General features: G+C 72.0%; 18 protein-coding genes and 1 pseudogene. 12 read left to right on the top strand and 7 right to left on the bottom strand.

Annotated elements, in window-relative coordinates:
* The first annotated feature begins 19 nt into the window (after positions 1 to 19).
* The 4 genes from J8403_RS36615 to J8403_RS36630 all read left to right on the top strand — a co-directional run bounded on the left by J8403_RS36615 (position 20) and on the right by J8403_RS36630 (position 4,643).
* Positions 20 to 958, top strand: coding sequence for a phosphate/phosphite/phosphonate ABC transporter substrate-binding protein (locus J8403_RS36615; protein WP_211126916.1), 939 nt, complete (start codon positions 20 to 22; stop codon positions 956 to 958).
* Positions 955 to 1,926, top strand: coding sequence for a phosphonate ABC transporter ATP-binding protein (gene phnC, locus J8403_RS44475; RefSeq protein WP_211126917.1), 972 nt, complete (start codon positions 955 to 957; stop codon positions 1,924 to 1,926). The genes J8403_RS36615 and phnC overlap by 4 nt, the downstream gene beginning before the upstream one ends.
* On the top strand, positions 1,927 to 3,735 hold the full coding sequence (gene phnE / locus J8403_RS36625) for a phosphonate ABC transporter, permease protein PhnE (RefSeq protein WP_211126918.1): 1,809 nt from the start codon (positions 1,927 to 1,929) through the stop codon (positions 3,733 to 3,735).
* Between the two features lie 185 nt (positions 3,736 to 3,920).
* Complete coding sequence (locus J8403_RS36630; RefSeq protein WP_211126919.1) at positions 3,921 to 4,643, top strand: GntR family transcriptional regulator; 723 nt, start codon at positions 3,921 to 3,923, stop codon at positions 4,641 to 4,643.
* Here the strand turns inward: J8403_RS36630 and J8403_RS36635 are convergent.
* On the bottom strand, positions 4,633 to 5,979 hold the full coding sequence (locus tag J8403_RS36635) for a family 43 glycosylhydrolase (protein WP_246586171.1): 1,347 nt from the start codon (positions 5,977 to 5,979) through the stop codon (positions 4,633 to 4,635). The two genes, J8403_RS36630 and J8403_RS36635, sit on opposite strands and share 11 nt — an antisense overlap.
* Positions 5,980 to 6,197: 218 nt before the next feature.
* Between J8403_RS36635 and J8403_RS36640 the strand changes: the two genes are divergently transcribed.
* Positions 6,198 to 8,192 (top strand): aconitate hydratase, encoded by a 1,995-nt coding sequence (locus tag J8403_RS36640; protein WP_211126921.1) that lies wholly within the window; start codon positions 6,198 to 6,200, stop codon positions 8,190 to 8,192.
* Between the two features lie 3 nt (positions 8,193 to 8,195).
* On the opposite strand, the gene J8403_RS36645 is transcribed toward J8403_RS36640, so the two are convergent.
* Positions 8,196 to 9,425: a PucR family transcriptional regulator gene (locus J8403_RS36645; protein WP_211126922.1), complete on the bottom strand. Its 1,230-nt coding sequence runs from the start codon at positions 9,423 to 9,425 to the stop codon at positions 8,196 to 8,198.
* Positions 9,426 to 9,705: 280 nt separating this feature from the next.
* Here J8403_RS36645 and J8403_RS36650 point away from each other — a divergent pair, with 280 nt between their 5' ends.
* The 3 genes from J8403_RS36650 (at position 9,706) to J8403_RS36660 (ending at position 12,243) form a co-directional block, all read left to right on the top strand.
* Entirely contained in the window at positions 9,706 to 10,539 is an 834-nt protein-coding gene (locus J8403_RS36650; RefSeq protein WP_281427965.1) for an alpha/beta hydrolase, read from the top strand.
* Between the two features lie 39 nt (positions 10,540 to 10,578).
* Positions 10,579 to 11,592, top strand: coding sequence for an extracellular catalytic domain type 2 short-chain-length polyhydroxyalkanoate depolymerase (locus J8403_RS36655; protein ID WP_211126923.1), 1,014 nt, complete (start codon positions 10,579 to 10,581; stop codon positions 11,590 to 11,592).
* A 75-nt stretch (positions 11,593 to 11,667) separates the two neighbouring features.
* Entirely contained in the window at positions 11,668 to 12,243 is a 576-nt protein-coding gene (locus J8403_RS36660) for a YceI family protein (RefSeq protein ID WP_211126924.1), read from the top strand.
* Positions 12,244 to 12,267: 24 nt separating this feature from the next.
* On the opposite strand, the gene J8403_RS36665 is transcribed toward J8403_RS36660, so the two are convergent.
* Positions 12,268 to 13,788 (bottom strand): sulfatase family protein, encoded by a 1,521-nt coding sequence (locus J8403_RS36665; RefSeq protein WP_211126925.1) that lies wholly within the window; start codon positions 13,786 to 13,788, stop codon positions 12,268 to 12,270.
* A 156-nt stretch (positions 13,789 to 13,944) separates the two neighbouring features.
* Positions 13,945 to 14,922, bottom strand: a complete 978-nt coding sequence (locus tag J8403_RS36670; protein WP_211126926.1) for an LLM class flavin-dependent oxidoreductase — start codon at positions 14,920 to 14,922, stop codon at positions 13,945 to 13,947.
* Positions 14,923 to 15,073: 151 nt separating this feature from the next.
* Between J8403_RS36670 and J8403_RS36675 the strand changes: the two genes are divergently transcribed.
* Together J8403_RS36675 and J8403_RS36680 are read left to right on the top strand one after the other, a co-directional pair.
* A complete protein-coding gene (locus J8403_RS36675; RefSeq protein WP_211126927.1) occupies positions 15,074 to 15,514 on the top strand; it encodes a PPOX class F420-dependent oxidoreductase in 441 nt (146 codons plus the stop codon).
* A 103-nt stretch (positions 15,515 to 15,617) separates the two neighbouring features.
* Entirely contained in the window at positions 15,618 to 19,544 is a 3,927-nt protein-coding gene (locus tag J8403_RS36680) for a CHAT domain-containing protein (protein ID WP_211126928.1), read from the top strand.
* Between the two features lie 11 nt (positions 19,545 to 19,555).
* On the opposite strand, the pseudogene J8403_RS36685 reads toward J8403_RS36680, so the two are convergent.
* The 3 genes and pseudogenes from J8403_RS36685 to J8403_RS36695 all read right to left on the bottom strand — a co-directional run.
* Positions 19,556 to 19,765 (bottom strand): annotated as a pseudogene (locus tag J8403_RS36685) (response regulator transcription factor); the annotation flags it as partial.
* Between the two features lie 80 nt (positions 19,766 to 19,845).
* Positions 19,846 to 20,502, bottom strand: a complete 657-nt coding sequence (locus tag J8403_RS36690; RefSeq protein WP_211126929.1) for a maleylpyruvate isomerase N-terminal domain-containing protein — start codon at positions 20,500 to 20,502, stop codon at positions 19,846 to 19,848.
* Positions 20,503 to 20,919: 417 nt separating this feature from the next.
* A complete protein-coding gene (locus J8403_RS36695) occupies positions 20,920 to 21,384 on the bottom strand; it encodes an RrF2 family transcriptional regulator (protein ID WP_014058908.1) in 465 nt (154 codons plus the stop codon).
* 210 nt (positions 21,385 to 21,594) lie between these two features.
* Here J8403_RS36695 and J8403_RS36700 point away from each other — a divergent pair, with 210 nt between their 5' ends.
* Complete coding sequence (locus J8403_RS36700; RefSeq protein WP_211126930.1) at positions 21,595 to 24,354, top strand: FAD/NAD(P)-binding protein; 2,760 nt, start codon at positions 21,595 to 21,597, stop codon at positions 24,352 to 24,354.
* A gap of 326 nt (positions 24,355 to 24,680) precedes the next feature.
* Positions 24,681 to 25,199, top strand: a complete 519-nt coding sequence (locus J8403_RS36705) for a lytic polysaccharide monooxygenase auxiliary activity family 9 protein (RefSeq protein WP_211126931.1) — start codon at positions 24,681 to 24,683, stop codon at positions 25,197 to 25,199.
* Positions 25,200 to 25,268: the final 69 nt, after the last annotated feature.

Here is a 25,268-nt window from a genome sequence, read left to right on the forward strand (position 1 = left end):
ACCGCTCGAAGGACGCCCCATGCCTCGCCACCTCCGCCTTCCCCTCGCCGCCGCGCTGCTGCCCCTCGTGCTCACCGCCTGCGGCGCCAGTGCCTCGGACAACGGCTCCACGTCGGACGGACGGGATCCCGACTCTCTGGTGGTCGCGGCCATCCCGTCCGAGAACTCCACCTCCCTCGCCCAGCAGTACGCCCCGCTCGTCAAGCTGCTGGAGGCCGAGACCGGCAAGAAGGTCCAGATGCAGAAGGCGACCAGCTACGCCGCCGTCATCGAGGCGCAGCGGGCGCACAAGGCGGACGTCGCGCTCTACGGTCCGCTCTCCTACGTCGTCGCCAAGGACAGCGGAGTGGGTGTGAAGCTGGCCGGCGCGCTGGTCACCGCCAAGGGTGCGAAGCCCGGCTACAAGTCGTACGGCATCACGCGCGGCGGCTCCAAGGACATCAACAGCCTCGCCGATTTCAAGGGCCACAAGGTGTGCTTCGTGGACCCGACCTCGACGTCCGGCTATCTCTATCCGCAGGCCGGTCTGCTGAAGGCGGGCGTGAAGCCCGCCGACTACACCAAGGTCATGGCGGGCGGTCACGACGCTTCGGCGCTGTCGGTCGCCTCCGGCGACTGCGAGGCGGGGTTCGCCTTCGACACCATGGTGGACAGCGATCTGATCAAGCAGGGCAAGCTCAAGAAGGGCCAGCTCAAGACCGTCTGGAAGTCCACCGAGATCCCCGGCTCGCCCGCCGCGGTCTCCACCGACCTCACCGCGAGCCTGCAGAAGAAGATCATCGACGCGTTCCTGACCAAGGGCAACGCCGACTACATGGAGTCCAAGGGCTACTGCTCCGGCGACGGCTGCAAGATCGACGACAACTGGGGCTTCGCCGAGGTCAAGGACTCCGACTACGACAGCGTCCGCGCGGTCTGCGACGCGACCAAGGACGCGCAGTGCAAGGACGGCTCGTGACGGCCCCGGCCCCCACCGCCACCGCGGCCACTTCCGCCACCGCCACCGCCACCGGCTCCCCGGTCACCGCCGGGGAGCCGGTGATCCGGCTGGACGGCCTGACGAAGCGGTTCGGCACCGGCGCGGACTCCCTGCTCGCCGTGGACGATGTGTCCTTCGAGGTGCGGCCCGGCGAGGTCGTGGCGCTGCTCGGGCTCTCCGGCTCCGGCAAGTCGACATTGCTCTCGCTGCTCGACGGCCTCCAGGCGCCGACCTCCGGCGACGGCACCGTCCTCGGCACCGCGCTGGCCCGGGCCGACCGGTCCGAGCTGCGCGCGCTGCGCCGCCGGATCGGCTTCGTCTTCCAGCAGTTCCACCTGGTCGGTCGGCTCAGCGTGCTGGAGAACGTGTGCACCGGCGCCCTCGGATCGCTGCGCGGACCCCGGCTGGGGCTGCTCAGCTACCCGCGGGCGGTGCGCGAGCGCGCGCTGGACGGGCTGGAACAGGTGGGCCTGGCCGCACACGCCTTCCAGCGGGCGGACACCCTCTCCGGCGGCCAGCAGCAGCGCGTCGCCGTGGCCCGCGCCCTGATGCAGGAACCGGGTCTGCTGCTCGCCGACGAGCCGGTGGCCTCCCTCGACCCCGAGTCCTCGGCGCAGGTCATGCGGCTGCTGGCGCGCGTCGCCCAGGAGCGGGAACTGACCGTGCTGTGCAGCCTCCACCAGGTCGACCTGGCGCTGTCCTGGGCGCACCGGATCATCGGCCTGCGGGCGGGCCGGGTCGTCATGGACGTGGCCACCGAGGGCATCGACCGCGCCACGGTGATGCGACTGTACGAGGAGGTGGCCGCCGGGAGCGCCGAGGGCGTGGCCGCCGCCGTCGCGACCGGTTCTGCCGTCCCTCCCCGCCCCACCGCCGCTCCCGGATCCCTCCCCGCCCCGGCGGCCGCGTCGGCCACCGCCTCGTCGGCGTTCACGAAGGGGGACTGAGTGTCCGTAGTCGACCACCATCCCCCGGCCGCGCCCCCCGCCGCCCCCGGTCCCGGCCCCGGCGCCACGCGTCCGCACCGGCGGACCCTGGCCCGCCCCACCGCGGCCGGGCTCAGCGCGGCCACGGCGCTGCTGCTGTGTGTGATCGGCGGGGTGTGGGCGTTCATCGCGCTCCGGATCAACATCGCCACGCTCACCGACAGCGCCGACAACGCGGTGGCCTTCCTGTCGCGGACGTTGCCACTGGACTTCCCGCCGCCCGGTGAACTGTTCTCGCTGATCTGGCAGACGCTGGCCATCGTGGTCTCCGCCACCGTGCTCTCGGTGGTGCTCAGCGTGCCGCTGGCCCTGCTGGCAGCCCGCAACACCACCCCGGGGGCCGGTGCCCGTCTCGTCTCGCGCGGTGTGATCGTGCTCTGCCGCGCGGTGCCCGAGGTGGTCTTCGCCATCGCGGCCTTCCGGGTCTTCGGGCTGGGCGGGATGACGGGTGTGGTGGCGCTCGGTGTCCACTCCGTCGGCATGGTGGGCAAGCTGTACGCCGACGCCGTCGAGCAGACCGACGAGGGGCCGCGCACCGCACTGCGCGCGACCGGCGCCGGGCGGCTGCAGCAGATCACCGCCGCGGTGCTGCCGCAGGCACTGCCGTCCCTGGTGGCCACCGCACTGCACCGGCTCGACATCAACCTGCGCGCCTCGGCCGTGCTCGGCTTCGTCGGCGTCAACGGGCTGGGATACGCGCTGTCCACGGCGATCACCACCCTGGACTACCAGCGGGCGATGGCCATCGCGGTGGTCCTGCTGCTGCTCTGCTTCGTCGCCGAGTCCATCTCCGGTGCCATCCGGCGCACGCTGCTCCAGGACGTCACCGCGGCGCGGCGGCCGCGCCCTTGGCGCCGGGAGCGAAAGGGCGCGCGCCGCGACGAGCGGCCGGGCGGCACGGCTCCGGCCCGCCCGTCCTCCGGCGCCACCGCGGCCACCACCGCCATCGCCACCGCGACGTCCCCGGCCCACGGTGGCACGGCCGTACGCCGCGGTCTGCCGCGCTGGGACGCCCGGCGGATCCGCCGCACCACCTGGCTGGTGCTCACCGTCGCCCTGGTCGTGGCCTCGGCCATCCGCTCCGGTCTGTCCTGGGGCACCCTGCGGCGCGGCGCCGAGTCGTTCTTCCCGACGCTGGGCGACTTCCTGCCGCCCGGCACCGGTGGGATCGGCGACCAGCTCTGGGCCGATCTGTGGGTCACCCTGCAGATCGCGCTCGCGGGCACCCTCATCGGGCTGGTCCTGGCGCTGCCGCTGGGAACCCTCGCGGCGCGGAACGTGGTGGGGTCGCCCCGGGTGGCCCGGTTCTTCCGCACGGTGATCCTCCTGGTGCGGGCCATCCCGGAGCTCGTCCTGGCGATCGTCTTCGTCGTCGTGACCGGCCTGGGCGCGGTCTCCGGCGCGCTCGCCCTCGGCGTCGGTTCGGTCGGCCTGCTCGGCAAGCTGGTGGCCGACTCCCTGGAGGAGACCGATCCGGGCCCGGCCCGGGCCCTGGTCGCCACCGGTGCCCGCAGGCACCAGGTGTTCTTCGGGTCCGTGCTGCCCCGGGCCTGGCCGGCGGTGGTGGGACACCTGCTGTACCAGCTGGACGTCAATCTGCGTTCGGCGACCCTGCTCGGCATCGTCGGCGCCGGTGGCATCGGCTACGACCTGCTGAACGCGGCCCGGGTGCTGCAGTTCCCGGTGGTCACCACCATCGTCCTGATGGTGCTGGCGCTGGTGCTGCTCATCGAGGGGCTGGCCGTCTGGGTGCGCAAGGTGTACGCCTGACACCCGGCACCGACCCCGCACCACCACTGACGCAAGGCCGCCGCCCCTCGGGCGGCGGCCTTGAACCGTCCCTCCCGGTGGCATCCCGAGGCCATGACATCTGTCCTCAACGTTCACCAGCTGGATGCGGAATGGTTTATTTCGCTGACTTGTCCGGACAACCCGTGGACGCTCAGAGTGGCGATGTGCCCAGAAGTCGATATACCGAGATTGCCGAGGTACTCGCCGCCGAGATCGCAGACCAGCCGGCTGATGTCCGGGTCGCCGGCGAGCACGAGATCGCCGCCCGCTTCGGCGTCAGCCGGGCGGCCGCCCGATCCGCCCTCCAGGAGCTGGAGGGCCGCTATCTGGTCCGCCGGGTCCGGGGCGCGGGCACCTTCGTCAGCCGTCCGCTGGACTACGTACTCTCCCAGAGCCGGGTCCCCTCGATGCACCAGACCATCCGCGAGGCGGGCGGTGAACCGCGCACCGTGGTGCGCGACGTGACCACCGTCCCGGTCACGGGCGCCATCGCCGAACGGCTGGAACGTGCCGAGGGCAGCGCGGTCCACCTGCTGACCCGGCAGTCGTACATCGACGGCCTGCTCAGTGGCTGGTCCCAGGAGTGGATCCCGGTCGACATGCTGCCGGAGCTGGACGCGGCCGTGCACGCCGTGGAGTCGCTGGACACGATCCTGCGGCAGATGTGCGGGGTGACCCCGGTCCGTGCCTGGTGCCGGGTGAGCAGTGTGCTGCCCGACCGGCGGGTGGCGGAGGGGCTGGAGACGGCGCACAACCGGCCGGTGTGGCTGGTGGAGAGCCTGAGCCGGGACGCGGCCTCCGGGCGCGCGGTGATGTGCAGCTCCACCTGGTCCCGCCCGGACAGCGTCCGGATCATCGTCGAGCTCGACGGCCCGGTCACCCCGTGACACCATCCCGCTTCCGGCGCTGGACATAGAGGCGGTTGCCCTCCGGGCCGGTCCATTCCAGCCGTACGACACCGGGGACGGCGGCGTCGGCGATGCGCGACGGATGGGACCAGTAGCCGAAGTTCGGATTGCGGAAGAACGTCGCCCACAGACGGCCGCCGTGATCCACGAAGAAGTTGTTGTGGCCGGCCCCGACCCCCGCGGTCCACCGCTGGGAGTACGGCCCCTCGAAGCTGTCCGAGACGGCCACGACGGCGTCGTACTGATACTGCACCCGGCCCGGGCCCGGTGGGTCGTAGGCATAGCGCGTGCTGCCGTCGGAATCGATGGACGTACGGTCCCACGCGGCCTGGACGAGGTAGTACTTGCCCCGGTACTTGAACACGTACGCGCCCTCGAGATACGGCTCGGGGGCGTACGGCATCTGCCGGAACGTGGGGAGCCTGGTCGTCGGGTGGATGTCCTCCATGTCGTTCCGGAACGGCGCGTACAGGTCGTTGTGGAGCACCAGCCACGCGTCGTCGCCCTCGGTGTAGAGGCTGCCGTCGATGTGGTGGTAGGCGCCGGGCTCGATGAAGTCCGGCCCGCCGATGAACGCATCGCCGAAGGGCTTGTCGAGGTTGCCCTCGACGAGCCGGTACGGGCCCTCGACCCCGCCCTCGCTCACCAGCAGGAACGAACCCACCTTCCGGGAGTGGTCGCCCATGCACGCGACGAGGTACCAGGTGCCGTTGAAGTAGTGCAGCTCCGGGGCCCAGACCTGGCCGCGCTTGCCGAACCGGTCGTCGTACCAGTAATCCTGCCACGGAGCGACGACCGTGCGCCCGGGCCGGTTCTCGCCGACGAACTCGGGCGACCACACCTTGCCCCGCTCGGCGCCGGGCCGGATGCCGGTCGTGTCCACCAGCCGCCATGGCCCCCGGAGGGACCGGGAGATCCACACGAAGATGCCGTCGTTCCAGGGGGCGGCCGCGTCGAGCCCGGGCACGCGGGTGGTGCCGGTGGCCACGTACAGCGGACGGCCGTCCACGACGAAGCAGTTGACGTAGGTGTCCCGCATCCAGACCACGCCGCGCTCCCGGTCGCGGGGCCGCGGTTCGAGCGGGAGGACGAAGGAGTTGTCCTGACGCGGCCACAGGTCCAGCCGGGTGTCCGCGAGGCCGTAGGGCTGGAGTTGGGGCCAGTTCGACGGGTGCCGCCGCATCGGCGCGCCCTCCGTGGGAGACGCCTGGGCCGCGGTCGCGGGCAGTCCCGCCGCGACTCCCAGGGATCCGGCGACTCCGGTCAACAACGTCCGTCTGTCGATGTGCAACCTGTGCTCGGAGTTGGTCGGCATGGAGCACAGCATGCGAACGCCCGCTGATTTACGTCAAGAGTCGCGACAAAAATGATCCGGAGGGGGCCGGATGGTAAGAGACGGCCGCCGACCGCGCATCCGCACCGCCGGGCCATGACCGTGGCCCCCGGCGGGTGCAGTATGGGGGTAGCTGAGGGGGGAACCCGCTGTGGGGCGCCCGGAGGGCCCGGACGCTCCGCCCGGAAGGCGGTGGCTCTATGGATCTGCCCCGTGCTCGCGCGCACGGCACCGTGGCGCAGCGGCTGATCGGCGATCACCTGTTGTCCGGCCGGATGGAGCCGGGGGAGGAGATCGCGCTGCGCGTGGACCAGACGCTGACGCAGGATGCCACCGGCACGCTGGTGATGCAGGAGCTGGAGGCGCTGGACCTGGACCGGGTCCGGACCGAGGCCAGCGTGCAGTACGTGGACCACAACATCCTGCAGGCGGATGAGCGCAACGCCGAGGACCATCTCTTCCTGCGCTCGGCCGCCCGCCGCTTCGGACTGTGGTTCTCCAAACCCGGCAACGGCGTCTCACACCCCACACATATGCACCACTTCGGCGCTCCCGGGAAAACCCTCGCCGGTTCGGACTCGCATACCTGCGCCGGCGGCTCCCTGGGCATGCTGGCGATCGGCACCGGCGGCCTGGAAGTGGCACTCGCCATGGCCGGACGGCCCCTCCACCTCACCATGCCCAAGGTCTGGGGCATCCGGCTGACCGGGGAACTGCCCCCCTGGGTGAGCGCCAAGGACGTGATCCTGGAGCTGCTGCGCCGTCACGGGGTGCAAGGAGGCGTCCAGCGTGTCCTGGAGTATTACGGACCCGGTCTGGCCTCCCTCACCGCGATGGACCGGCACGTCATCGCCAACATGGGGGCCGAACTCGGCGCCACCACCACCGTCTTCCCCGCGGACGAGGCGGTGCGCGACTTCCTCGACGGGGTGGGGCGTGGCGATGACTTCGTCGAGATCACCGCGGAACAGGACGCGTCCTATGACCTCGACGAGGAGATCGACCTGTCGTCCCTGGAGCCGCTCATCGCACGGCCCACCTCCCCGGGAAACGTCGTGCCGGTCAGGGAGGTGGCCGGAGAGCCCATCGCCCAGGTCGTCATCGGCTCCTCCGCCAACCCCGGGTTCCGCGACTTCGCCGTCCCGGCCGCCATGGTGGCCCGGCGGCAGGTCCCGGCCGGGGTGAGCTTCGACATCAACCCGACATCCCGCGAGATCCTCCAGGACCTGACGCGCCGCGGGGCGACGTTCGACCTGATCGCCGCCGGTGCCCGGATCCACCAGTCGGGCTGTCTTGGCTGCATCGGCATGGGACAGGCACCGGCCTCGGGACGCAACTCCCTGCGCACCTTCCCGCGCAACTTCCCCGGCCGTTCCGGCACCGAGGACGACGCGGTGTGGCTGTGCTCACCGGAGACCGCCACGGCCTCCGCGCTGAGCGGCGTCATCACCGATCCGCGGGACTGGGCCGACCGCCTCTCGGCGGACCCTCCCACGCCGGATCTGCCCGACCCGCCCTCGAACAACGACGCCATGCTGGAGCCGCCGTTGCCACCGGACGAGGCCGCGCGCGTGGCGCTGGAACGCGGCCCCAACATCTCCGCACTGCCCGAGCTGGATCCGCTGCCGGACAGTCTGCACGGCCCCGTGCTCCTCAAGGCCGGTGACGATGTCTCGACCGACGAGATCTCCCCGGCCGGAGCGGCCGCCCTGCCCTACCGCTCCAACATCCCCAAGCTCGCGGGATTCACCCTCACCCGGCTCGACCCCGACTACCCGCGGCGCGCCGAGGCGGTCCGGGAGGACACCGGGCATCTCATCGTCGCCGGTGCCAACTACGGCCAGGGCTCCTCCCGCGAACACGCCGCCATCACACCGCGCTACCTCGGACTGCGAGCCGTCATCGCCAAGTCCTACGCCCGTATCCACTGGCAGAACCTCGTCAACTTCGGTGTGCTGCCCCTGGAATTCGAGGATCCCGCCGACTACGAGCGCATCGAGACCGACGACCGGCTGCACCTGTCCGGGCTGCGCGAGGCCCTCTCCCCGGCCGGTGCCCCGACACTCCGCGTCCGCAATGCGACCCGGGACGAGGAGTACGCCGTCCGCCACCGGCTCTCCCCCCGGCAGCGGGAGGCCGTTCTCGCCGGTGGCGTCATCCCCGCCATGGCACCGCCGCCAGCGGCGGGACCGTAGGCGTCACACCGGCCCGGCGCCTGAGAGGCCGTCGGTGTCGGCGGCCGGACCGGGCAGCGCACGCGGTGCCAGCGCCCAGCCCAGCCGGGCCTCGCCCGAATCCGGCGACCAGCCGGTCAGTTCGGTGATCCTGCCGATGCGGTTGAGTACGGTGTTGCGGTGGCAGAAGAGCCGCTCGGCGGAGCGCCCCGCGGAGCCGCCGGTGCCGAGCCAGACCGACAGTGTCTCCAGGAGCACTTCACGCTCGACGGGTCTGCTCAGGACACCGCCCAGGTAGTGCGCCACCAGCCGCTCGGTGATCTCCGGCTGTTCGCACAGCAGGGCCTCCGGCAACCGCTCGTCGAGCGCCGCGACCTCGCCACTGCGCGGGGTGAGCGTGCGCAGCGCCCGTTCCGCCAGGCGCAGCGCCGACCCCGCCTCGGCGAGGCGGGCGAAGGGGGGTGAGACACCGGCGGTGGCGCCCAGATGCCTGCGCAGGATCCCGAGGAGCATCCCGGGGGCGCGCGGGCCGATCCGTACGATCCCCGCATACCGCTCGGCCCGTGGCCGCCAGAACGACCAGACGTCGGCCGCGGCCAGAACCGGCGCCGGATGGGGTGGCGCCGCCGGGTCCTGGGCCGCCACCACCATGGCGTAACGGTCCCGCTCGGGAACGCCGAGCGCGGCCGCCGCCGCCTTCGCCACCACCGGATCGTGGCCCCTCCCGTCCAGCAGCGCCTCGAACAGGGCGCCACGCCGGGTGTCCTGCCGATGGTGCAACTCCAGCTGCGCCATCCGATAGGCGTCGGCCATCACCGACGAATAGCGGTCGATGGTCTCCCACAGCGCCCCCGCGACCTCCAGCGCCGTGTCCTGGGCCACCTCGGACCAGCCGCGCAACACCTCGGTCATGGCCTGCCACATCACCCGTCCGCCACGCCGGTACGCCTGCAGCACCGTGTCCAGCGGCACCTGCTGGACGGCACGCCGCCGGCCCGTCTCGCGCGCCGCCTGTTCGAAGTCGCCCGTGGGCGGCAGGCCGCCGAAGTCCTCCAGCGCGCGGATCAGATTGTCCCGGCACACGGCGGTGAGGTCCGGGCCGGAGACCGGACGCTCCGAGGCGTACATCTCGCTGTGGGCATGGATGTCCGCCACCACGCGGGTGGTCAGGGCGTCGATGTGGTCCAGCAGGGCACCGGCCAGCGCGCCGCGGAGTCTCTGGTCGGCCTGGGGCTGGGGCTGGGGCGTCAGCATGGCCGAAGGCTAGGCCGATGCCGCCCCGGGGTCATCAGGTGTGCGCATGCGCCCATATGGCGAGGGCGGGTTGTTGGGCATCGGCACATGGTGTGCCGGGGCGGGAGCGCCGATGGTGGTGGGCGGCCCCACCGTCCGACCGCCCGGGAGATCCCATGCAGCCCAGCGTCGCCACACCGCCCGGCCCCACCGGCCAGGTCCTCGCACCCGAGCTCCGCGCACACCGGGGCCAGGTCCGATGAGCGAGCCGATCGAGCTGGAACTGCCCGTCGACGGCTGAGTGCTGTCCGTCCTGCGGTTCGGCACCGGACCGCGTGCCGTCGTCGCCGCTCACGGCATCACCGGATCCGGCATGTCCTTCCGGGGCGTGGCCCGCCATCTGCCCGCCCAGTGGTCGTTGTACGCGATCGATCTGCGCGGTCGCGGCGGCAGCGCGCACACCCCCGGCCCGTACGGCATCGGGCGCCACGCCGCGGACGTCTGCCGCGCCGCCGAGCTGCTGGGCGGCGGCTCGCCGGTGGCGCTCACCGGCCACTCGATGGGCGCCTACGTCGCCCTGCGGGCCGCCGCCCGCGCACCCGAGCTCTTCGACCGGCTGCTGCTCGTCGACGGCGGGCTTCCGCTCCCGGTGCCCGCGGGCGCCGATCCGGACGCGCTGCTGGACCTCACCCTCGGCCCGGCGATGGCGCGCCTGGGCCGCACCTACCCCGACGACGAGACGTATCTGGACGGCTTCCGGGACCACCCGGCGCTGGGGCCGTCCTGGAACGAGGACATCGAGGCGTATGCGCGGTACGACCTCACCGGGCCGCCCGGTGCCCGCCGCTCCCGGGTCCTGACCGAAGCCGTGCGGGCCGACGGGCGCGAACTCCTTTGCCACGCCGGCTCCTTCGGCGCGGACCTCACCCGCCTCGCCGTGCCCACGCTGCTGCTGCACGCGCCACTCGGACTCATGGGCCGGACCCCGCCGATGCTCCCGCGGCAGACGGTGGACCACTGGCTCGGCCACGCGTCCCGGCTGACCGGCGAACTGATCCACTCCTCGAACCACTACACGATCCTGCTCGGCGGCCATGCGCGGACGGTGGCCGACCGGCTGGTCGACCTCAGGTGATCTCCATCCCTCCGTAGCCCCCACAAGGAGAGCGCACCCATGAGACGAAGCGCCCTGCGAGCCGCCCTCACCACCCTCATCACCGCCCTGGCCGTGCTGACCGGCCCGACCGCGTCCGCCGACGAGCCCGGCCTGCCCCGGCTGAACATCACCGGCACCTACGTCACCGGAATCTCCTCCGGCGGCTTCATGGCCTCTCAGCTGCAGGTGGCGTACTCGGGCACCGTCAAGGGCACGGGCGTGTTCGCCGCCGGCCCGTACTACTGCGGCAAGGGCGGCATCATCACCGGCCTGATCGCCTGCGGCACCGGCCTGGTCTCCACCGACCCCGAAGGCATCGAGCAGATAGCGCGCCGCTGGTCGGCCGAGGGGCGCATCGACCCCGTGGCCAACCTCGTGGACACCCCCGTCTACACCTACCACGGCACCAAGGACCCGCTGGTCCGCGACCGCGTCAGCGACGAAGGGGTGCGGTTCTACCGGGACTTCGGGGCGCGCACCGCCTACCACGACACCGATCCGGCAGGCCACGGCTGGCCCACCCCGAACGGACCGCTGCCCTGCGGCGCCACCTTCTACCCCTTCCTGATCAACTGCGGAAACGACCCGCAGGGGGAGATGCTGCGCCACTGGTTCGGCGACGCCGCGGTCAAGGCGCCCGCGCCCGGGCAGTCGGGCACCCTGACCCGCTATGACCAGGACCGTTACGTACCGGGCGGCTGGGCCCAGTGGTACAGCCTGGGCAGCACGGGCTTCCGCTACACACCGGACTCCTGCGCCCAGGGCGCCCCCTGCAAGCTCGTCGTCGCCCTCCACGGCTGTCTCAGCGACAACAAGTTCGTGGGAGACCGGTTCGCCCGCGCGTCACATCTGAACGAATACGCCGACACCAACAACCTGGTCATCCTCTACCCGCAGACCGATATCAGCCTGGTCCGCGGCAACCCTCAGGGCTGCTGGGACTGGTGGGGTTTCACCGGCCGTGACTACGCCCAGAAGTCCGCACCCCAGATGCGCGCCATCGTCAACCAGATCCACGCCCTGGGCGGCTGAGCGCCACGACGCGGCCATGGGACGTACCGGGATGGATGCCACGAAAGCCCGGAGCCGTCGCGTACGGTGAGTGCTGTGACACTGAGTGAGGGAAGCCATCGCCTCGGACCGCCGGGCGGACGACTGCTGATCAAGACCAGCCGTACCGGGCTCGGCCGGAGGGCGGGGCACGATCTGACGATCGAGGCCACCCGATGGTCCGGGGAGGCGACGGTGGTCGGCGGCGCCCCCGAGGAGTCGTCGGTGACCGTGACGGTCGAGACGGACTCATTGAGCGTCCGGGAGGCGACCGGCGGGCTGAAGCCGCTCTCCGAGGGCGACCGGGCCGAGATCGAGCGGACGCTGGAGGGCAAGGGGCTGCTGCACACCGCGGAGCACCCCACGATCACCTTCCGCTCCACGAGGATCACCGGAACGCCCGAGTCCTTCGAGATCACGGGCGACCTCACCATCAAGGGCCGGACCCACCCGGTGACGGTGCACGGGAGCGGCGATCCCCGGGGGACGCTGCGCGGCTGGGCGTCCGTCACCCAGTCCACCTGGGGCATCAAGCCGTACAGCGCGTTCCTGGGTGCGCTGAAGCTGTCCGACGAGGTCCGCGTCGAGTTCGAGGCGACCGGGCCGGAAGCGGCACCCGGCCCCGGCCAGTAGCCGGAGCCGGGCCTCAGGGCGCCGCTAGCTCTGCGTCCGGGACGCGTCCTGGCAGCTTTCCGCGCCCTTGCACCGCTGGAGCGCGGTGAGGGTGCGGTGCAGGGCGGCCCGTTGTTCGGCCGAGAGGGACGCCTCCCGGTTGGTCAGCTGCTCGGGGTCGGAGTCCAGATCGTAGAACTCCCGCTCCCCATCGGTGTATTCGACATAGAGGGAGTCATCGGTGCGCATCGCCGCGTAGGTCGGCGGGTCGCCCGCGTTCTTGGGCGCCGCGTCGGGATCGCCCTTCTTGGACTTCGCCTTATGGTGCTCGACCAGGACGGCATCGCGCCACTCGTCCTCGGTCCGGCCGTGCATCAGGTCGTTGAGGCTGCGCCCGTCCACGCCCGACGGCGAATCCACGCCCGCGAGGTCCTGGAAGGTCGGGTTGAGGTCGACGTTCTCGGCGAGCTGGGACACCTTCTTACCCGCCGGAACATCGGGTCCGGTGACCATCAGCGGCACATTGATATCGGTGTCGTAGGCGGTCTGCTTTCCGGTGCGGAGCCGGTGTTCGCCCATGTGGAAGCCGTTGTCCGACCCGAACACGATATAGGTGTTGTCCGCCAGGCCCTTGTCCTCGAGCGTCTTCTCCAGCTGACCGATCATTTCGTCGACCGCCTGGACCGAGCGCGCTCGCTTGGCGAAATTCCGGTCGATCCCCTTCTTCTCCTTCGACGTCAGCGGTGACAATGAGCGCTGCCATTCCGGCGCGTTGACGGTCGCCTTGTCATAGGCATCGGTCTGCGGAGCCTTGAGCCCCGGGAACTTGCCCTTGTGGCGCGGCGCGGGTGTGTAGGGGCCGTGCGGTGCGAACGTGGCCACCTCCAGCATGAACGGCTTCTTCTCTTCCGCCGAGGAGCCGATGAACGAGGTGGCCTTCTTCGACAGGACGTCCGTCAGATAGTCCTGGGGGGCCTTCCCATAGGGCACGACCTTGCCGTTCTCGTTCAGGTCGTAGTTGTACTCATTGTAGCCCTCCCCGGCGACGTCCCACTCGTCCCAGCCGGAGGGCACATAGGGCTTGTCGGTGCCGTTCTTGTCGCCCGGCTGGTATCCGTTGAGGTACTTGCCCATGAACCCGGTGCGGTAGCCGGCGCGTTGCATCGCGGGCCCGAAGGTCTTCTTCTCATTGCCCTTCTTCATGAAGGCGCGGTAGCCACCGTCATCGCCGCTGTTGGTGAAGACCCCGGTGTTGTGCGGATACTGCCCGGTGAGAATGGACGTACGCGAGGGGCAGCACAGCGAGTCGGTGGCGAAGAAGTTACTGAAGGTCGTCCCCTTCTTCTGCATCTCCTGTACGTGCGGCATGTACTTCACGAGATTCCACGCCAGGTCGTCGGTGAGGACGTACACGATGTTGGGCTTCGTGCCGGAACCCGAGGCGTCGGTGTCAGAGGTGGCACCTTCGGCCGTGCTCCCCATTTTGTTGTTGCACGAGGCCAACATCGCGATGGCCAGGGCCGCACACAGGGCGGCGAGGACACGTGGACGGCGACTGCCGAACATGGCGCAACCTCCTACGAGTTGTGCGTCTTGGTCGCCGGGAACCCTAGGAGACGGCTTTGTGTGATTCTTGTGAGACACCGGCGCCCCGGGCCATGAGCGGCCCGGGGCACCTCCCGTGAGCTTGTCCGATCAGTATCAGCGCCGCGGCATCGTCGCCTACGCCGTGGCGGCGTGCTGCTTGACGAGTTCGTAACTGCGCAGGCGGGCGGCCAGCGAGTAGACCGGTGTGACCAGCATCAGCTCCTCCGCGCCGGTCGCCTTCGCCACCTCCGTCAGCCGCCGCAGGACGGTCTCGGGCGTGCCGTACGCCTGATGGGCCCCGAACGCCGTGACCCCCGCCCGCTCCTCAGCGGTGAAGGGGTGCTCCGACGCCTCTTCGGGCGAGGGGAACGGGACCTCGCTGTGCCCCTTGAGGAGCCCGGCCTTGACGACGTTCATCGGGCCGGACAGCCGCGCCGCCTCCTCCTCGGTCTCGGCGCAGATGGTTTCCACGCACACCAGCACCCGGGGGCTCGCGCACCACGGGGAGGGGGCGAAGTGCGCACGGTAGTGGTCGAGCGCGGCGAGCGTGTTGTCGGGACGGATGTGATGGGCGAAGGCCATGGGCAGGCCGAGCCGCGCGGCGAGCGCCGCACCGCCGTTGCTGGAGGCCAGCAGCCACGGCTCCGGGAGCGTGCCGAGCGCGACCTCCTCGACCAGGAACCGCAGCGTCGCCGCCACGTCGTCCCGGTACTCGTCGTCCGTCGTCGGCCCGGCGCCACGCCGCAGTGCCCGGGCCGTGGTCTCGTCGAAGGTGCCGGGGCCGCGGCCGATGCCCAGGTCGATCCGGTCGGGGTGCAGCGCGGCGAGGGTGCCGAACTGTTCCGCCAGCATGATGGGGGCGTGGTTGGGGGCGAGTACGCCTCCGGAGCCCAGGCGGATGGCCGAGGTCGACGCGGCCGCGTGGGCGGTCAGGACCACGGGTGGGAAGGCGCCGATGGCGGGGGAGTGGTGGTGCTCAGCATACCAGAGTCGGTGGTAGCCGAGGGCGTCGAGACGCTGGGCGAAGGCAGTGGTGTCACGGAGCGTGTCCACGGCTCGCGTACCAGTCTGGACCATGGCGACTTCCAGCGCGGAGAGCGGCACATCGATCATGCAGTGAGCATACGGAGTGCCGGTAGCCTCAGGCGGCCGTTCGGCCAACGGCCGGTGAGTGGTTGGCCGCGACCGGGGCGGCGGCCGTTCGGAACCCTGGTGGCCGGGTATGCGTTGGACCGCTTGAACGATGAGTAAGGAGCGGAACCGCATGGCTGCCACCCTGGACGAGATCACCCGCGCTTGGCTTCAGGAACCCAGGTTCTGGCACGTGGCCACCCTGAACCCGGACGGGTCGCCGCAGTTGACCCCGATGTGGGCCGATCTGGAGGACGGCCTGGTGGTGATCAACACCTCGGCGGGCCGCATCAAGGAGGAGAACCTTCGGCGCGATCCCCGGGTGTCACTGTGCTGTATGGACACCGAGGATCCGTATCACCGGGTGGAGATCCGGGGCCGTGCCGTCCGCTTCGTCGAGGGGGAGCCCGGCGTGCACGTCATGGACCGTCTCGCGCGGAAGTACCTGGGCACGGAGACCTTCCCCTGGCTGGCCCCCGGCGAGGTGCGCGTGGCGGTGTACATCGAGCCGCACCATGTCCACCGCGTCGTCGGCGTCGAGAAGTTCCGGCCCGGAGTGCTGCCGGACGCCTGAGAACGCACCCTCCCGCCGGCCGCTCGGGTGCTACAGCCCCTTTGCGCCCCGTGGGAGGCTGGTCGTCAGCGGATACATGTCCGGGCACCGGGGGGAGTGCGGCATGGAGGACGAGCAACGGCGTGACGGCGGCGGCCAGGAGCGTGCGCAGGCGCTGCGGGCGTGGGCCGCCATCGCCGCCCGCCAGGCCCGCGACGTGGTGACCGGAGCGGGGGACGACCCGGGGCGGACCGTCGCACTGGCCCATGCGATCGAGCATGTCGCCGCCGTCGAACGGCTGTTGCCCGCGGACGACCCGCTCCGGAACGGTTTCGTCCCCTTGCTGGGCGTGCTGATGGGCGTCCGGATCCTCAGCCGTGAAGCGGGCGACCAGTCCGACGCCGCCCGTCGCGAACGCGCCTATGGGCTGCGCCATCTGCGCTGGGCCGACCGCACCAGACCGCTGACCGATCCACTCGCGGCGAACGCCCGGAAAGTGCTGCTCCAACTGCTCGTCCCGGCGCAGTACGGGCGGGCCGTGCGCGCGGAACACCAGGGCCGCCGCCAGGAGCCGCCGCCCGGGACCTCCGGCCCGCGGCTGCTGACCGCGTCACCGGGGGACGACCTGGTGGAGGCCAGGGAGGTCATCGAGCGCCTCGCCGGCGGCCCGGACGATCCGAAACTGCGTCGGCTCCTCGGGCTTCTCATGGCGGAGATCGAGCTGACGCTGTCGTCCGCCCCCGGCTTCTCGGCCCCGTCCGGGGAGAGTTCCCCGGCCGCGGCCGGGCAACCGGAGCCGACCGGCACAGCCCCTCTCGCGGAAATCGCGGAAGCCGAGGGGAGCGGGGAAGCCGAGGAGGGGAGCGAGGAAGCCGAGGAGAGTGGGGAAGCCGAGGGGCGCGGCGAAGCCGGGGAACGCGCCGACGACCCGCTGGCCGACGCCGTTCAGAGCGTGCTGCGCTGGGCCTCCGACGACCTGGCGCGCTTCACGGAGCTCCTGGTGTGGCTGTTCCGGACCGCGGACCGCGTCACGGTCTCCCCCGAGGAGGCCGACGGGGAACTGGCGGCCCTCGGCCTGGACCGACCGGCCTTCGCGCCGCTGCGCGAGCTGCTGACCGGGCTCAGATCGGGCGAGGGCGACCCCCGGGAGCTGGCCCCGCGTGTCCGTCACGGCGCGGACGTCGCCCGGCGGGCCCTGCGGGAGCTGCCGGAGCACACACCCGAACGGGCCCGTATCGCCAAGCTGCACGCCGTCCTGTTGGTGCACGCCAACCTCCTGGTGCCCGGCACGATGGACTTCGACGAGGTGGACGAGGCCATGTCGGAGCCGGGGCCGGACCCCGACGACCGTCCCGGCGGCCCGGGGTACTTCGGCCTGGAGCAGCAGGTGACCGCTCTGGTCGACGGCGTACGGGTGTCCCAGACCGGTGATCTGGCACACCTGGAGACCAGTGCCGCCCGGCTCCGGGAGATGATGGCCACCTCGCCGGGGGACGGTGAGCGGGCCACGGCCGCCCGTCGCACTCTGGCCACCGGTCTGGCCGGGCTCGTCCATGAGGCGGCGACACTCGGGGGCAGTCTTCGGACCGCCGACGCCGCCCGGGCAATGGGCAGGGAATTGCGCGCCGCCGGCGAGGGCGATGACTCACTGACACTGACGAACAAGCTCACCTTGGTGGTGTTCGCCGCCCAGAACGACCTGGCGCTGGCCCGCCGCGGCGGGGATCCCACCGTGCTGCCGCGCCTGATCGAGGAGCTGACCGGCCTGTACGCCACCCTGCCGCCCGACCAGGAGAACCGCTTCACCCTCGCCAGCACCCTGGCCGAGGTGCATCAGGAACAGGCCGCCCGCAGCCAGGATCCGGAGGAATTCCGCGCCGCGGCCTGGTATCTGCGGGAGGTCGTGGGGACCGACTCCCGGCGGATCGCCCCCATGCTCAGGCCGTACTTCCCTGCCCTGCGCGCCTCCTCGCTGATCCGGCTGATCATGATCGAGCCCAGCCGGGACGCCGCCGACGAGGCCATCGCGGAGGTCCACCGGATCCTCGAAGGACCGCAGCCCACCCCCCGCGAGGAACTCCGGCTGCGATACCAGCTCGGCCGGGCCCTGCTGCACGCGGCCCGCCACCTCGATGACCCGGACCTGCTGGATGCGTGCATCACCGAGCTGTCCCAGGTCCGCGCGATGTTCGCCCGGGGAAACGGCTTGCCGCACTCCGCCGACGCCCTGACCCAGCTCTCCGAAGCCCACTGGCTGCGCCGTGAGCGCGGCGGTCCGCGCGCCACGGAGGACCGGGAGGCCGCCCTGGCCACCAGAAGCGAGGCGCTGGTCAGGCTGTCCGCCGACGTTCTCCTCCAACTCGGCTCCGAACACGGCCTGTCCGTGGCCCGCTTCGGGTCGGCACAGGCGCTGTGGCTGGCCTACTGGACCACCGTGTGCGACCGCCCGGCCGACGCGGTGGACGCGCTGGAACGGGGCCGGGCCCTGGTGCTGCGGGCCGCGGCCGCGTCCCGTGGCATTCCCGAACTCCTCGAAGCCCGGGGACACCCGGAGCTGGCCCGGCAGTGGCGCGCCGAGGTCGCCGCGGACCCACCCCAGCCCGATTCCGCGGACCCGCCCCAGCCCGATTCCGCGGACCCGCCCCAGCCCGATTCCGCGGACCCGCTTCAGCCCGGTACCCCGGCCACGCCGAGTGGTCAGTCCACCGAGCCGCAGATCCCGGGCACGCTGCGGCGCAGGGCACTGGAAGCGCTGGCCGCGGGCAGCGGCGCGGACGCCTGGAAACTGCTCGGCCCCCCGGACCTGCCGTCACTGACCGCCGGTCTGACCGCCGCCGGGGCCGATGCGCTCGTCTATCTCGTCCCCGGGCAGCGCCCCGGCATGCCCGGCATCGCCCTGATCCTCCGCCCCGGCACCGGCGACGCGCAGCCCACCGTCCTGAAGCTGCCGCTGCTCACCCCTGGCAGCCCGCCACTGGAGCGCTACCTCGACGCCACCGCCCGGCGCTCCCGGGCCTCCGCCGACGCCCCGGCCGACGCGGGCCCGCAAGTGGAGCGGGACGAGCGGTGGGAAGCGGCGTTGTGCGACCTGTGCGACTGGGCCTGGCCCGCCGCGATGGGCCCCGTCCTGGCAGCCGTGGGCCCGCTCCACCGGCCGCCGCGGATCGTGCTGGTGCCCTGCGGGCCCCTCGGCGCGGTCGCCTGGCACGCGGCCCGCACTCCGTACGGGACCGCCGGGCGCGAGCACCGGTACGCCTGCGAGGACGCGGTGCTCAGCTACGCGCCCTCCGGCGCCGAGTTCCTGCGCGCCGCCACCCGGGACCGGCTGCCCACCACCGCCGGGCAGGTGCTGGTCGCCGACCCCGAACTCAGCCTCGTATGGGCCGAGATCGAGGCGGAGGCGCTGCGCGCGGCCTGCTACCCCGACGGCCTCCGCTACGGCGAGTTCCCCACGGCCACCGCCGGCGACGCGCCGGGCACCCCCGAGGACATCCTCGCCGTCCTGCCCGGCGGCGGCTCCCCGGTCGCCGTCCTGCACATCTCCTGCCACGCCCTGGCCGGTCCGGATCCCACGCGTTCGGCACTGTGGCTCGCCGCCCCACCGGCCGGTCCCGACGACGCCGGACGTCTGACCGTGGCCCGCATCCTGGACGGCGCCGCCACCGGGCAGCCGGACGTCGCGGGCCCGTTGGTGGTGCTCAGCGCCTGCGAGACGGACCTGAGCACCCGCGACCACGACGAGGCCCTGACCCTGTCCACCGCCCTGATCGCCCGTGGTGCGGCCGATGTCATCGGCTCGCGCTGGGCCGTCCACGACGCCACCACGGCCCTGATGATGGCCGTCTTCCACGACTTCGTCACCGGACAGGGCCTGGCCCCGGTGGACGCCCTGCGCGCGGCCCAGCTCTGGATGCTCGACCCGCGGCGTGAGCCACCGCCCACCCTCCACGCCGAACTCTGCGACGAAGCCGTCCGCACCGACCTCGACCGCATCCACCTCTGGGCCGCCTTCACCCACCAGGGCAACCCGGTGGTCCGGCGCGCGGGATGACGCCCACGGCATCAGGGCGTGGTGCTCAGCCCCGCGTCCCGTGCCGGCTGCGCTGCCCGCACCCGGTTCTCACAGCGCAACTTCGTCAGGATCCGGCTGACGTACGTCTTCACCGTCGCCTCGCCGATGTGGATCCGCCCACCGGCGTCGGCGTTCGACAGCCCCTCGCCGAGCAGCGCGAGCACCTCCAACTCCCGTGCGCTCAGGGCCTCCAGACGCCGCCCATGGGGGACCGCCGCGCGACGCGGACACCGCGGACACGTGCGAGCGCGGTGACCGGCCTGCCCGTTGGGCCGTTGGACTATCCGAGGAACAGCGGCAATTTCGCGGCGAGTTGGCCCAGCTCGGCCTGTTCCGCGTCGGTCGCGGCGCGCCGGCCGGTGCCGACCAGCAGCGCGTCCGTATCGGACCACGACGCGGGGAACGCCGCCCCGGCGATCCGCTCCAGCAGTTCGCGTGCCCCGGCGAGGCTCTCGGCGGGCGGTTCCGCCGCGCCCGGGAGGTGTGCGATCAGGTCGAGGTGGTGCAGGGTCCACTCCAGCACATACACGGAGAGGTAGTCGCCCACGGTGAACACCTCGTCGCGGGTGCTGACCCACAGCCCCGGGTCGGCGAGCCCGGCCGCACGCCCGGCGGCGGAGCCGACGTCGTCGAGGTGGAACTTCAGCAGCCACGGCTCCTCGTACGCGGCGGCCATCCGGACGGTCAGCGCGTCGAGCGGGTCATCGCCGGTCGGTGGCGTTTCGGCGACCTCCCAGTAGGTCACCGCGGTGCGCGTCGGTTCCGTCTCGGCAGGTGTCACGAGGGTGATCAGGACGTCCTGGGCGTCGATGATCAGGTGGCACACCAGGTCCCGTACGAGCCAGCCGGCACAGCCGGAGGGCCGGGCGAAGTCCTCGTCCGGGAGCTCGGCGACCGCCGTGCGCAACGCCGTCCACGAGCGTGAGAAGAGATCCACGGCCGCAAGCTAGCAGCGCCCGGCCCGCCCGGCGAGCGATTTCTCCCCCGGCCACGCACGCTGGGTCCGGGCCCGCGAACGGGGGATCAGCGGGGCGTCGGCGGGTTCCGCCGGGCGGACTTCGGCGGCGGTCTCCCTGTCCGTCACCGGCTCCGGTGGTCCGCCACCAGATGGTCCGCGGGCGGGGCCGCCGCGGCCGTGGGCTCCGCTTCCGCACCCTGCCGCGCCGGACGATGCGGTGATTCCTCGGCGAACACCACGGACTGCGCACCGTCATGCCCGCCGTTCCCGCGTGTGTCACCACGGTGGTGTTCGTCGCTCCCGCGGTCGGTGGCCGGGTCGCCGAGCGGTCCGCGGACACCGCCGACGAGAGCGAATCCGTACAGGGCTGAACCGCGTGCCCCGACTATCCGCCGGTCATGTGTCGTAGTGGCGGACGTCGTCGAGGTATTCGCGGGCCCGCGCCTGGACGAGCGGGGGCAGTTCACCGGCGGCCAGATCCGCGAAGGTGGTCTTCTCCAGCACCTGCCGCAGACTCGCCCGCACCGCGCGCCACACATCGGGGAGCACCGCCGCCGCTCCCGGGTACTCCAGACCGCTGAGGCCCACATCCCGTACGTTGGCCAGCGGGCCGTCCATGGCGCGGATCGCGTCGGCGAGGGTGATCTCCTTCGCCGGGCGCGCCAGCAGATATCCGCCTTCAGGGCCCCGCACACTGCGCACCAGATGGGCCAGGCGCAGCTCCCGCAGGATGCCGAAGAGGAAACGCAGTGGAATGTCCTGCCGGGTCGCCACCTGCTCGGCGGTCAGGGGTGAGCCCTCCGCGGCCGCCAGTTCGGCCATCGCCCGGACGGCATAGTCCGACTTGGCTGTGATCCGCACCTGGGCAAGTTATCACGCACGTCCGTTTCATGGGCCGAGGCACCAAACCACCGGCTTGGGCACCGGCCTCCGGCCAAGGGCTCACCGCCGTTCTTCCATCAGTTCACCAAGTTCATTGAATTGGTACACTTAGCTGGCTACGGTACCGGTTGCGTGAGCGGGGCACCGGTTCTGCTCGGCCGCCGGTTCCCGGGAAGCAGGAGGTATCACATGGCATCGCCAGAGCCGTGTACGACGTCAGGGCCGTGTACGAGGACCGTCGCCATCGTGGGCGCGGGCGCCGCCGGTGCGCTGGTGGCGATCCAGCTCTGCGAGACCGCGGCCCGCCGCCGTACCCCGTTCGAACTCCTGCTGATCGACCCGGCCCCGGAGGCGGGGCGCGGCATCGCCTATTCCACCCTCGACCCGCGCCACCGCCTCAATGTGCCCGCGGGCAAGATGAGCTGCTACCCCGACGACCCAGGACACTTCGTGCGGTGGCTGTGCCGCCACGGCGAACCGGGCGTACGCGGCGGCGACTTCGCGGAGCGCTACCGCTACGGCGCCTACCTCGCCGACACCCTCGGGCGGGCGATCATGGCGGCGCAGGGCGTGGTCACGGTCCGCCGGCTGCGCACCCGCGCCACCGGCTGCCGCTGGACCACCCTCCCCGGCGGGGACCCGACGGCCCGGCTGGAGCTCGCCGACGGCCGCACCGTCGACGCGCACCGCGTGGTGCTGGCCACCGGGCCCTCCCGCGCGAACGCCGAATGGGCGCCGGAGGCCCTGCGCGGCAACGACCGCTTCATCGCCGACCCCTGGGCGCCGGGCGCCCTGGACGCCGCCCTCGGCCAGGGCGACAAGGAGGATGTCCTCCTCGTCGGCACCGGGCTGACCTCGGTGGACATCGCCATGACGCTCGACCGTCCCGGCCGCACGGTGCACACCGTCTCCCGTGGCGGACGGCTGCCGCAGGCGCATGCCGTGGACCCGCTGCCCGCCGCCGCGTGTACGACACCACTGCACGGCCTGTCCCTGCCCGCGCTGCGCGCCGCGGTACGTCAGCACATCGGCCGCGTCATGCGGACCCACGGCGACTGGCGGCCCGCGGTGGACGGGCTGCGCCCGGTCACGGCCGAGATCTGGACGTCGATGTCCCTCGAGGAGCGGGCCGAGTTCGTGGCACAGTACGGCTCCTTGTGGAACACCCACCGCCACCGTATGTCCCCGGCCACGGCGGAGGCGGTGGCGCGCATGCGCCGCACCCGGCGGATGCGGACGTACCAGGGGCGGCTGGCCGCCGCCTCGGCGCGGCCCGACGGCTCCCTGACGGTCTCCCTCACCACCGGCGACGGCCCGCGAACACTGCCCGTGGGCTGGGTGGTGGACTGTACGGGGCCGGGTCTGCGGCTGTCGGACACGGCCGACCCGCTGTGGCGGAGCCTGCTCGACCAGGGCGCCGCGATGCCCGGCCCGCTGAGCATGGGCGTCGCCACCGACGACGGACGGTTGCACGGCGCCGACGGCGGCACCACACGCCCGCTGTGGACCCTCGGCGCCCCCCGCCGTGGCGAGTTGTGGGAGACGACCGCCATCCCGGAGATCCGCGCGCAGGCCGCCACCGTCGCCGAGGCCGTCCTCGACCCGTGGACGGCCCCCGCCCTCCCCGCCGGTGGCGGCTCCGCCCGGCGCCGGACACGTCGGCCCACGGACGCCTCCGGTTTCCCCCTCAGTACGCACGCGGCCGCCGCCACCGCCTACCGCCTCGGAGTGGACCGGCTGCTGAAGGTCCGGGCCGGGGCCCCGCAGGCGCTCCGCCGCTCCGTGGCGCTCGACCCCGGATTCGCCGTCGGCCATGCCGCGCTCGCGCTCATCGGGCATGAGTGCGGGGCCGACGTGGACGTCTCCCGTGCCCTGGCCGATGCCCGGCGCGCGGTGCGCGAACGGGCCGATGACTACGAGCGCTCCTTCGTCGACGTCGTCTCCCGCCGTGTCCTGCACACGCCCGCGGACGGCGACGCCGCCCTCCTGCGCCACCTGGGGGAGTACCCGGGCGATGCGCTGGCGCTCGCCGTCGCGGTGCCCACCATCGCCTTCTCCGGTCTGCGCGACCTCGACGGCACCACCGCGCTGCGCGTGGTCGAGCGGACCGCCCCGGCGCACGGGGAGAGCTGGTTCCACACGTCCCTGCTCGCCTTCATGCGGCAGGAGGAGGGGCGTTACGACGAGGCCGGAGCCCTGGCCGAACAGGCCCTGGCCGCCGAACCCGCCTCCGGGCACGCGATGCACGCCCTGGCCCATGTGCACTATGAGCGCGGCGACCACGAGGCGGGCCGTGAGCGACTGCGGCGATGGCTGGCCCACCAGGGCCGGGGTGGTACCCACCGCGCCCACTTCTCCTGGCACGCCGCCCTGCATGAACTCGCCCTCGAGGACACGGTGGCGGTCCGCCGCCGGTGGGCGGAGCAACTGTCCCCCGGGAAGGTGGACGGGGTCCGCGCCCTGGTCGACTCCGGTTCGCTGCTGTGGCGGGCCCGGCTGGCGGGCGCGTGGCAGGGGCCGTTCCCGATCGGCGACGTCCTGGACACGGCTCCCGTGGACGTCCTGGAGCGTCCGGCCACCGCGTTCGTCGCCCTGCACGCCGCCATCGCCCTCACCGCCGCGGGCGACCTGCCGGGATTGGGGCGGCTGCGGGTCCACGCCCTGCGCGCCGATGAGGTGCAGCGGAGTGTCATCGCCCCGCTGTGCACGGCGTTCGAGGACATCCTCGAAGAACGCTGGACCGAGGCGGTGCGCGGTTTGGAGCGGCTGCTGCCACGGCTGCCCGGTGTCGGTGGCAGTGCGGCGCAGCGTGAGATCGTCGAGGAGACACTGCTGTTCGCGCTGGTGTCCGCGGGGCGTTGCGATGCGGCCCGGGGCCGTCTGGAAGAGCGGCTGGACCGCCGTTCGTCACCCCACGACCGGCGGCGGCTGACCGCCCTCTCGTCCTGAACTCCCTTTCGGCCTGGGCCACTTGTTCTTCAGACCGTTTTCGCGTCCGGCTGTCGTGGTGTCCTGGCCGCCGGACGCCGCGGTGCGGGCCCGGCCGGTGAGGCGGTGACGTCGGCGGGGATGACAGTGGACCAGACCACATCCGTTCGATGTCTTGACCGTGAACGGACAGACGGTATGGTCTAGACCTAGTGCGGAGCGGTCTCGTGGCCGCCTTTGCGGTCCATGGAGCGTTCCGTCGCAGCCACCCCCCACATCCCCCCACATCCTGACCTTCGGTAAGGGCTTCCCGTCCGGCGTGGCGCCCTCACCGCTAAGGAGTTGGCATGAACATGAAACGCAGGGTGTCCGTCTTCGTCGGCGCGGGTATAGCGCCTCTGATCGCGCTGAGCCTCCCGGCGGGCGAGGCAAGCGCGCACGGCTACATCTCGAACCCGCCGAGCCGTCAGGCACAGTGCGCCGCCGGAACCGTGGCCTGCGGTGACATCAAGTACGAGCCGCAGAGCGTCGAAGGCCCCAAGGGCCTGACGAGCTGCAGCGGTGGCAATTCGCGGTTCGCCGAACTCGACGACGACAGCAAGGGCTGGGCCGTCACGCCGGTCCCGTCCAAGGCGAGCTTCACCTGGAAGCTGACCGCGCGTCACGCGACCAACACCTGGCAGTACTTCGTCGGCGGTCAGAAGATCGCGGAGATCAACGACGGCGGGGCGCAGCCGGGCGAGACCGTCACCCACCAGGTCGACTTCGGCGGCCTGAAGGGCAAGCAGAAGGTTCTCGCGGTCTGGAACATCGCGGACACCTCCAACGCCTTCTACGCCTGCATCGATGTGAACGTCGGCGGCTGAACGTACGCCACTGGACGTCGGGCCGGTCGTCGCCGAGACGGCCGGCCTTCGCCGTGTGCACGGCGTATG

Source organism: Streptomyces yatensis (assembly GCF_018069625.1).
In the GTDB taxonomy this organism is placed as follows: domain Bacteria; phylum Actinomycetota; class Actinomycetes; order Streptomycetales; family Streptomycetaceae; genus Streptomyces; species Streptomyces yatensis.

Bases quoted from the DNA above. Each gene is read 5' to 3' on its own strand.
- J8403_RS36615 (WP_211126916.1), top strand. From the start codon at position 20: ATGCCTCGCCACCTCCGCCTTCCCCTCGCCGCCGCGCTGCTGCCCCTC.
- J8403_RS36635 (WP_246586171.1), bottom strand. From the start codon at position 5,979: ATGCCGACCAACTCCGAGCACAGGTTGCACATCGACAGACGGACGTTG.
- J8403_RS36640 (WP_211126921.1), top strand. From the start codon at position 6,198: ATGGATCTGCCCCGTGCTCGCGCGCACGGCACCGTGGCGCAGCGGCTG.
- J8403_RS36645 (WP_211126922.1), bottom strand. From the start codon at position 9,425: ATGCTGACGCCCCAGCCCCAGCCCCAGGCCGACCAGAGACTCCGCGGC.
- J8403_RS36655 (WP_211126923.1), top strand. From the start codon at position 10,579: ATGAGACGAAGCGCCCTGCGAGCCGCCCTCACCACCCTCATCACCGCC.
- J8403_RS36665 (WP_211126925.1), bottom strand. From the start codon at position 13,788: ATGTTCGGCAGTCGCCGTCCACGTGTCCTCGCCGCCCTGTGTGCGGCC.
- J8403_RS36670 (WP_211126926.1), bottom strand. From the start codon at position 14,922: ATGATCGATGTGCCGCTCTCCGCGCTGGAAGTCGCCATGGTCCAGACT.
- J8403_RS36675 (WP_211126927.1), top strand. From the start codon at position 15,074: ATGGCTGCCACCCTGGACGAGATCACCCGCGCTTGGCTTCAGGAACCC.
- J8403_RS36680 (WP_211126928.1), top strand. From the start codon at position 15,618: ATGGAGGACGAGCAACGGCGTGACGGCGGCGGCCAGGAGCGTGCGCAG.
- J8403_RS36700 (WP_211126930.1), top strand. From the start codon at position 21,595: ATGGCATCGCCAGAGCCGTGTACGACGTCAGGGCCGTGTACGAGGACC.
- J8403_RS36705 (WP_211126931.1), top strand. From the start codon at position 24,681: ATGAACATGAAACGCAGGGTGTCCGTCTTCGTCGGCGCGGGTATAGCG.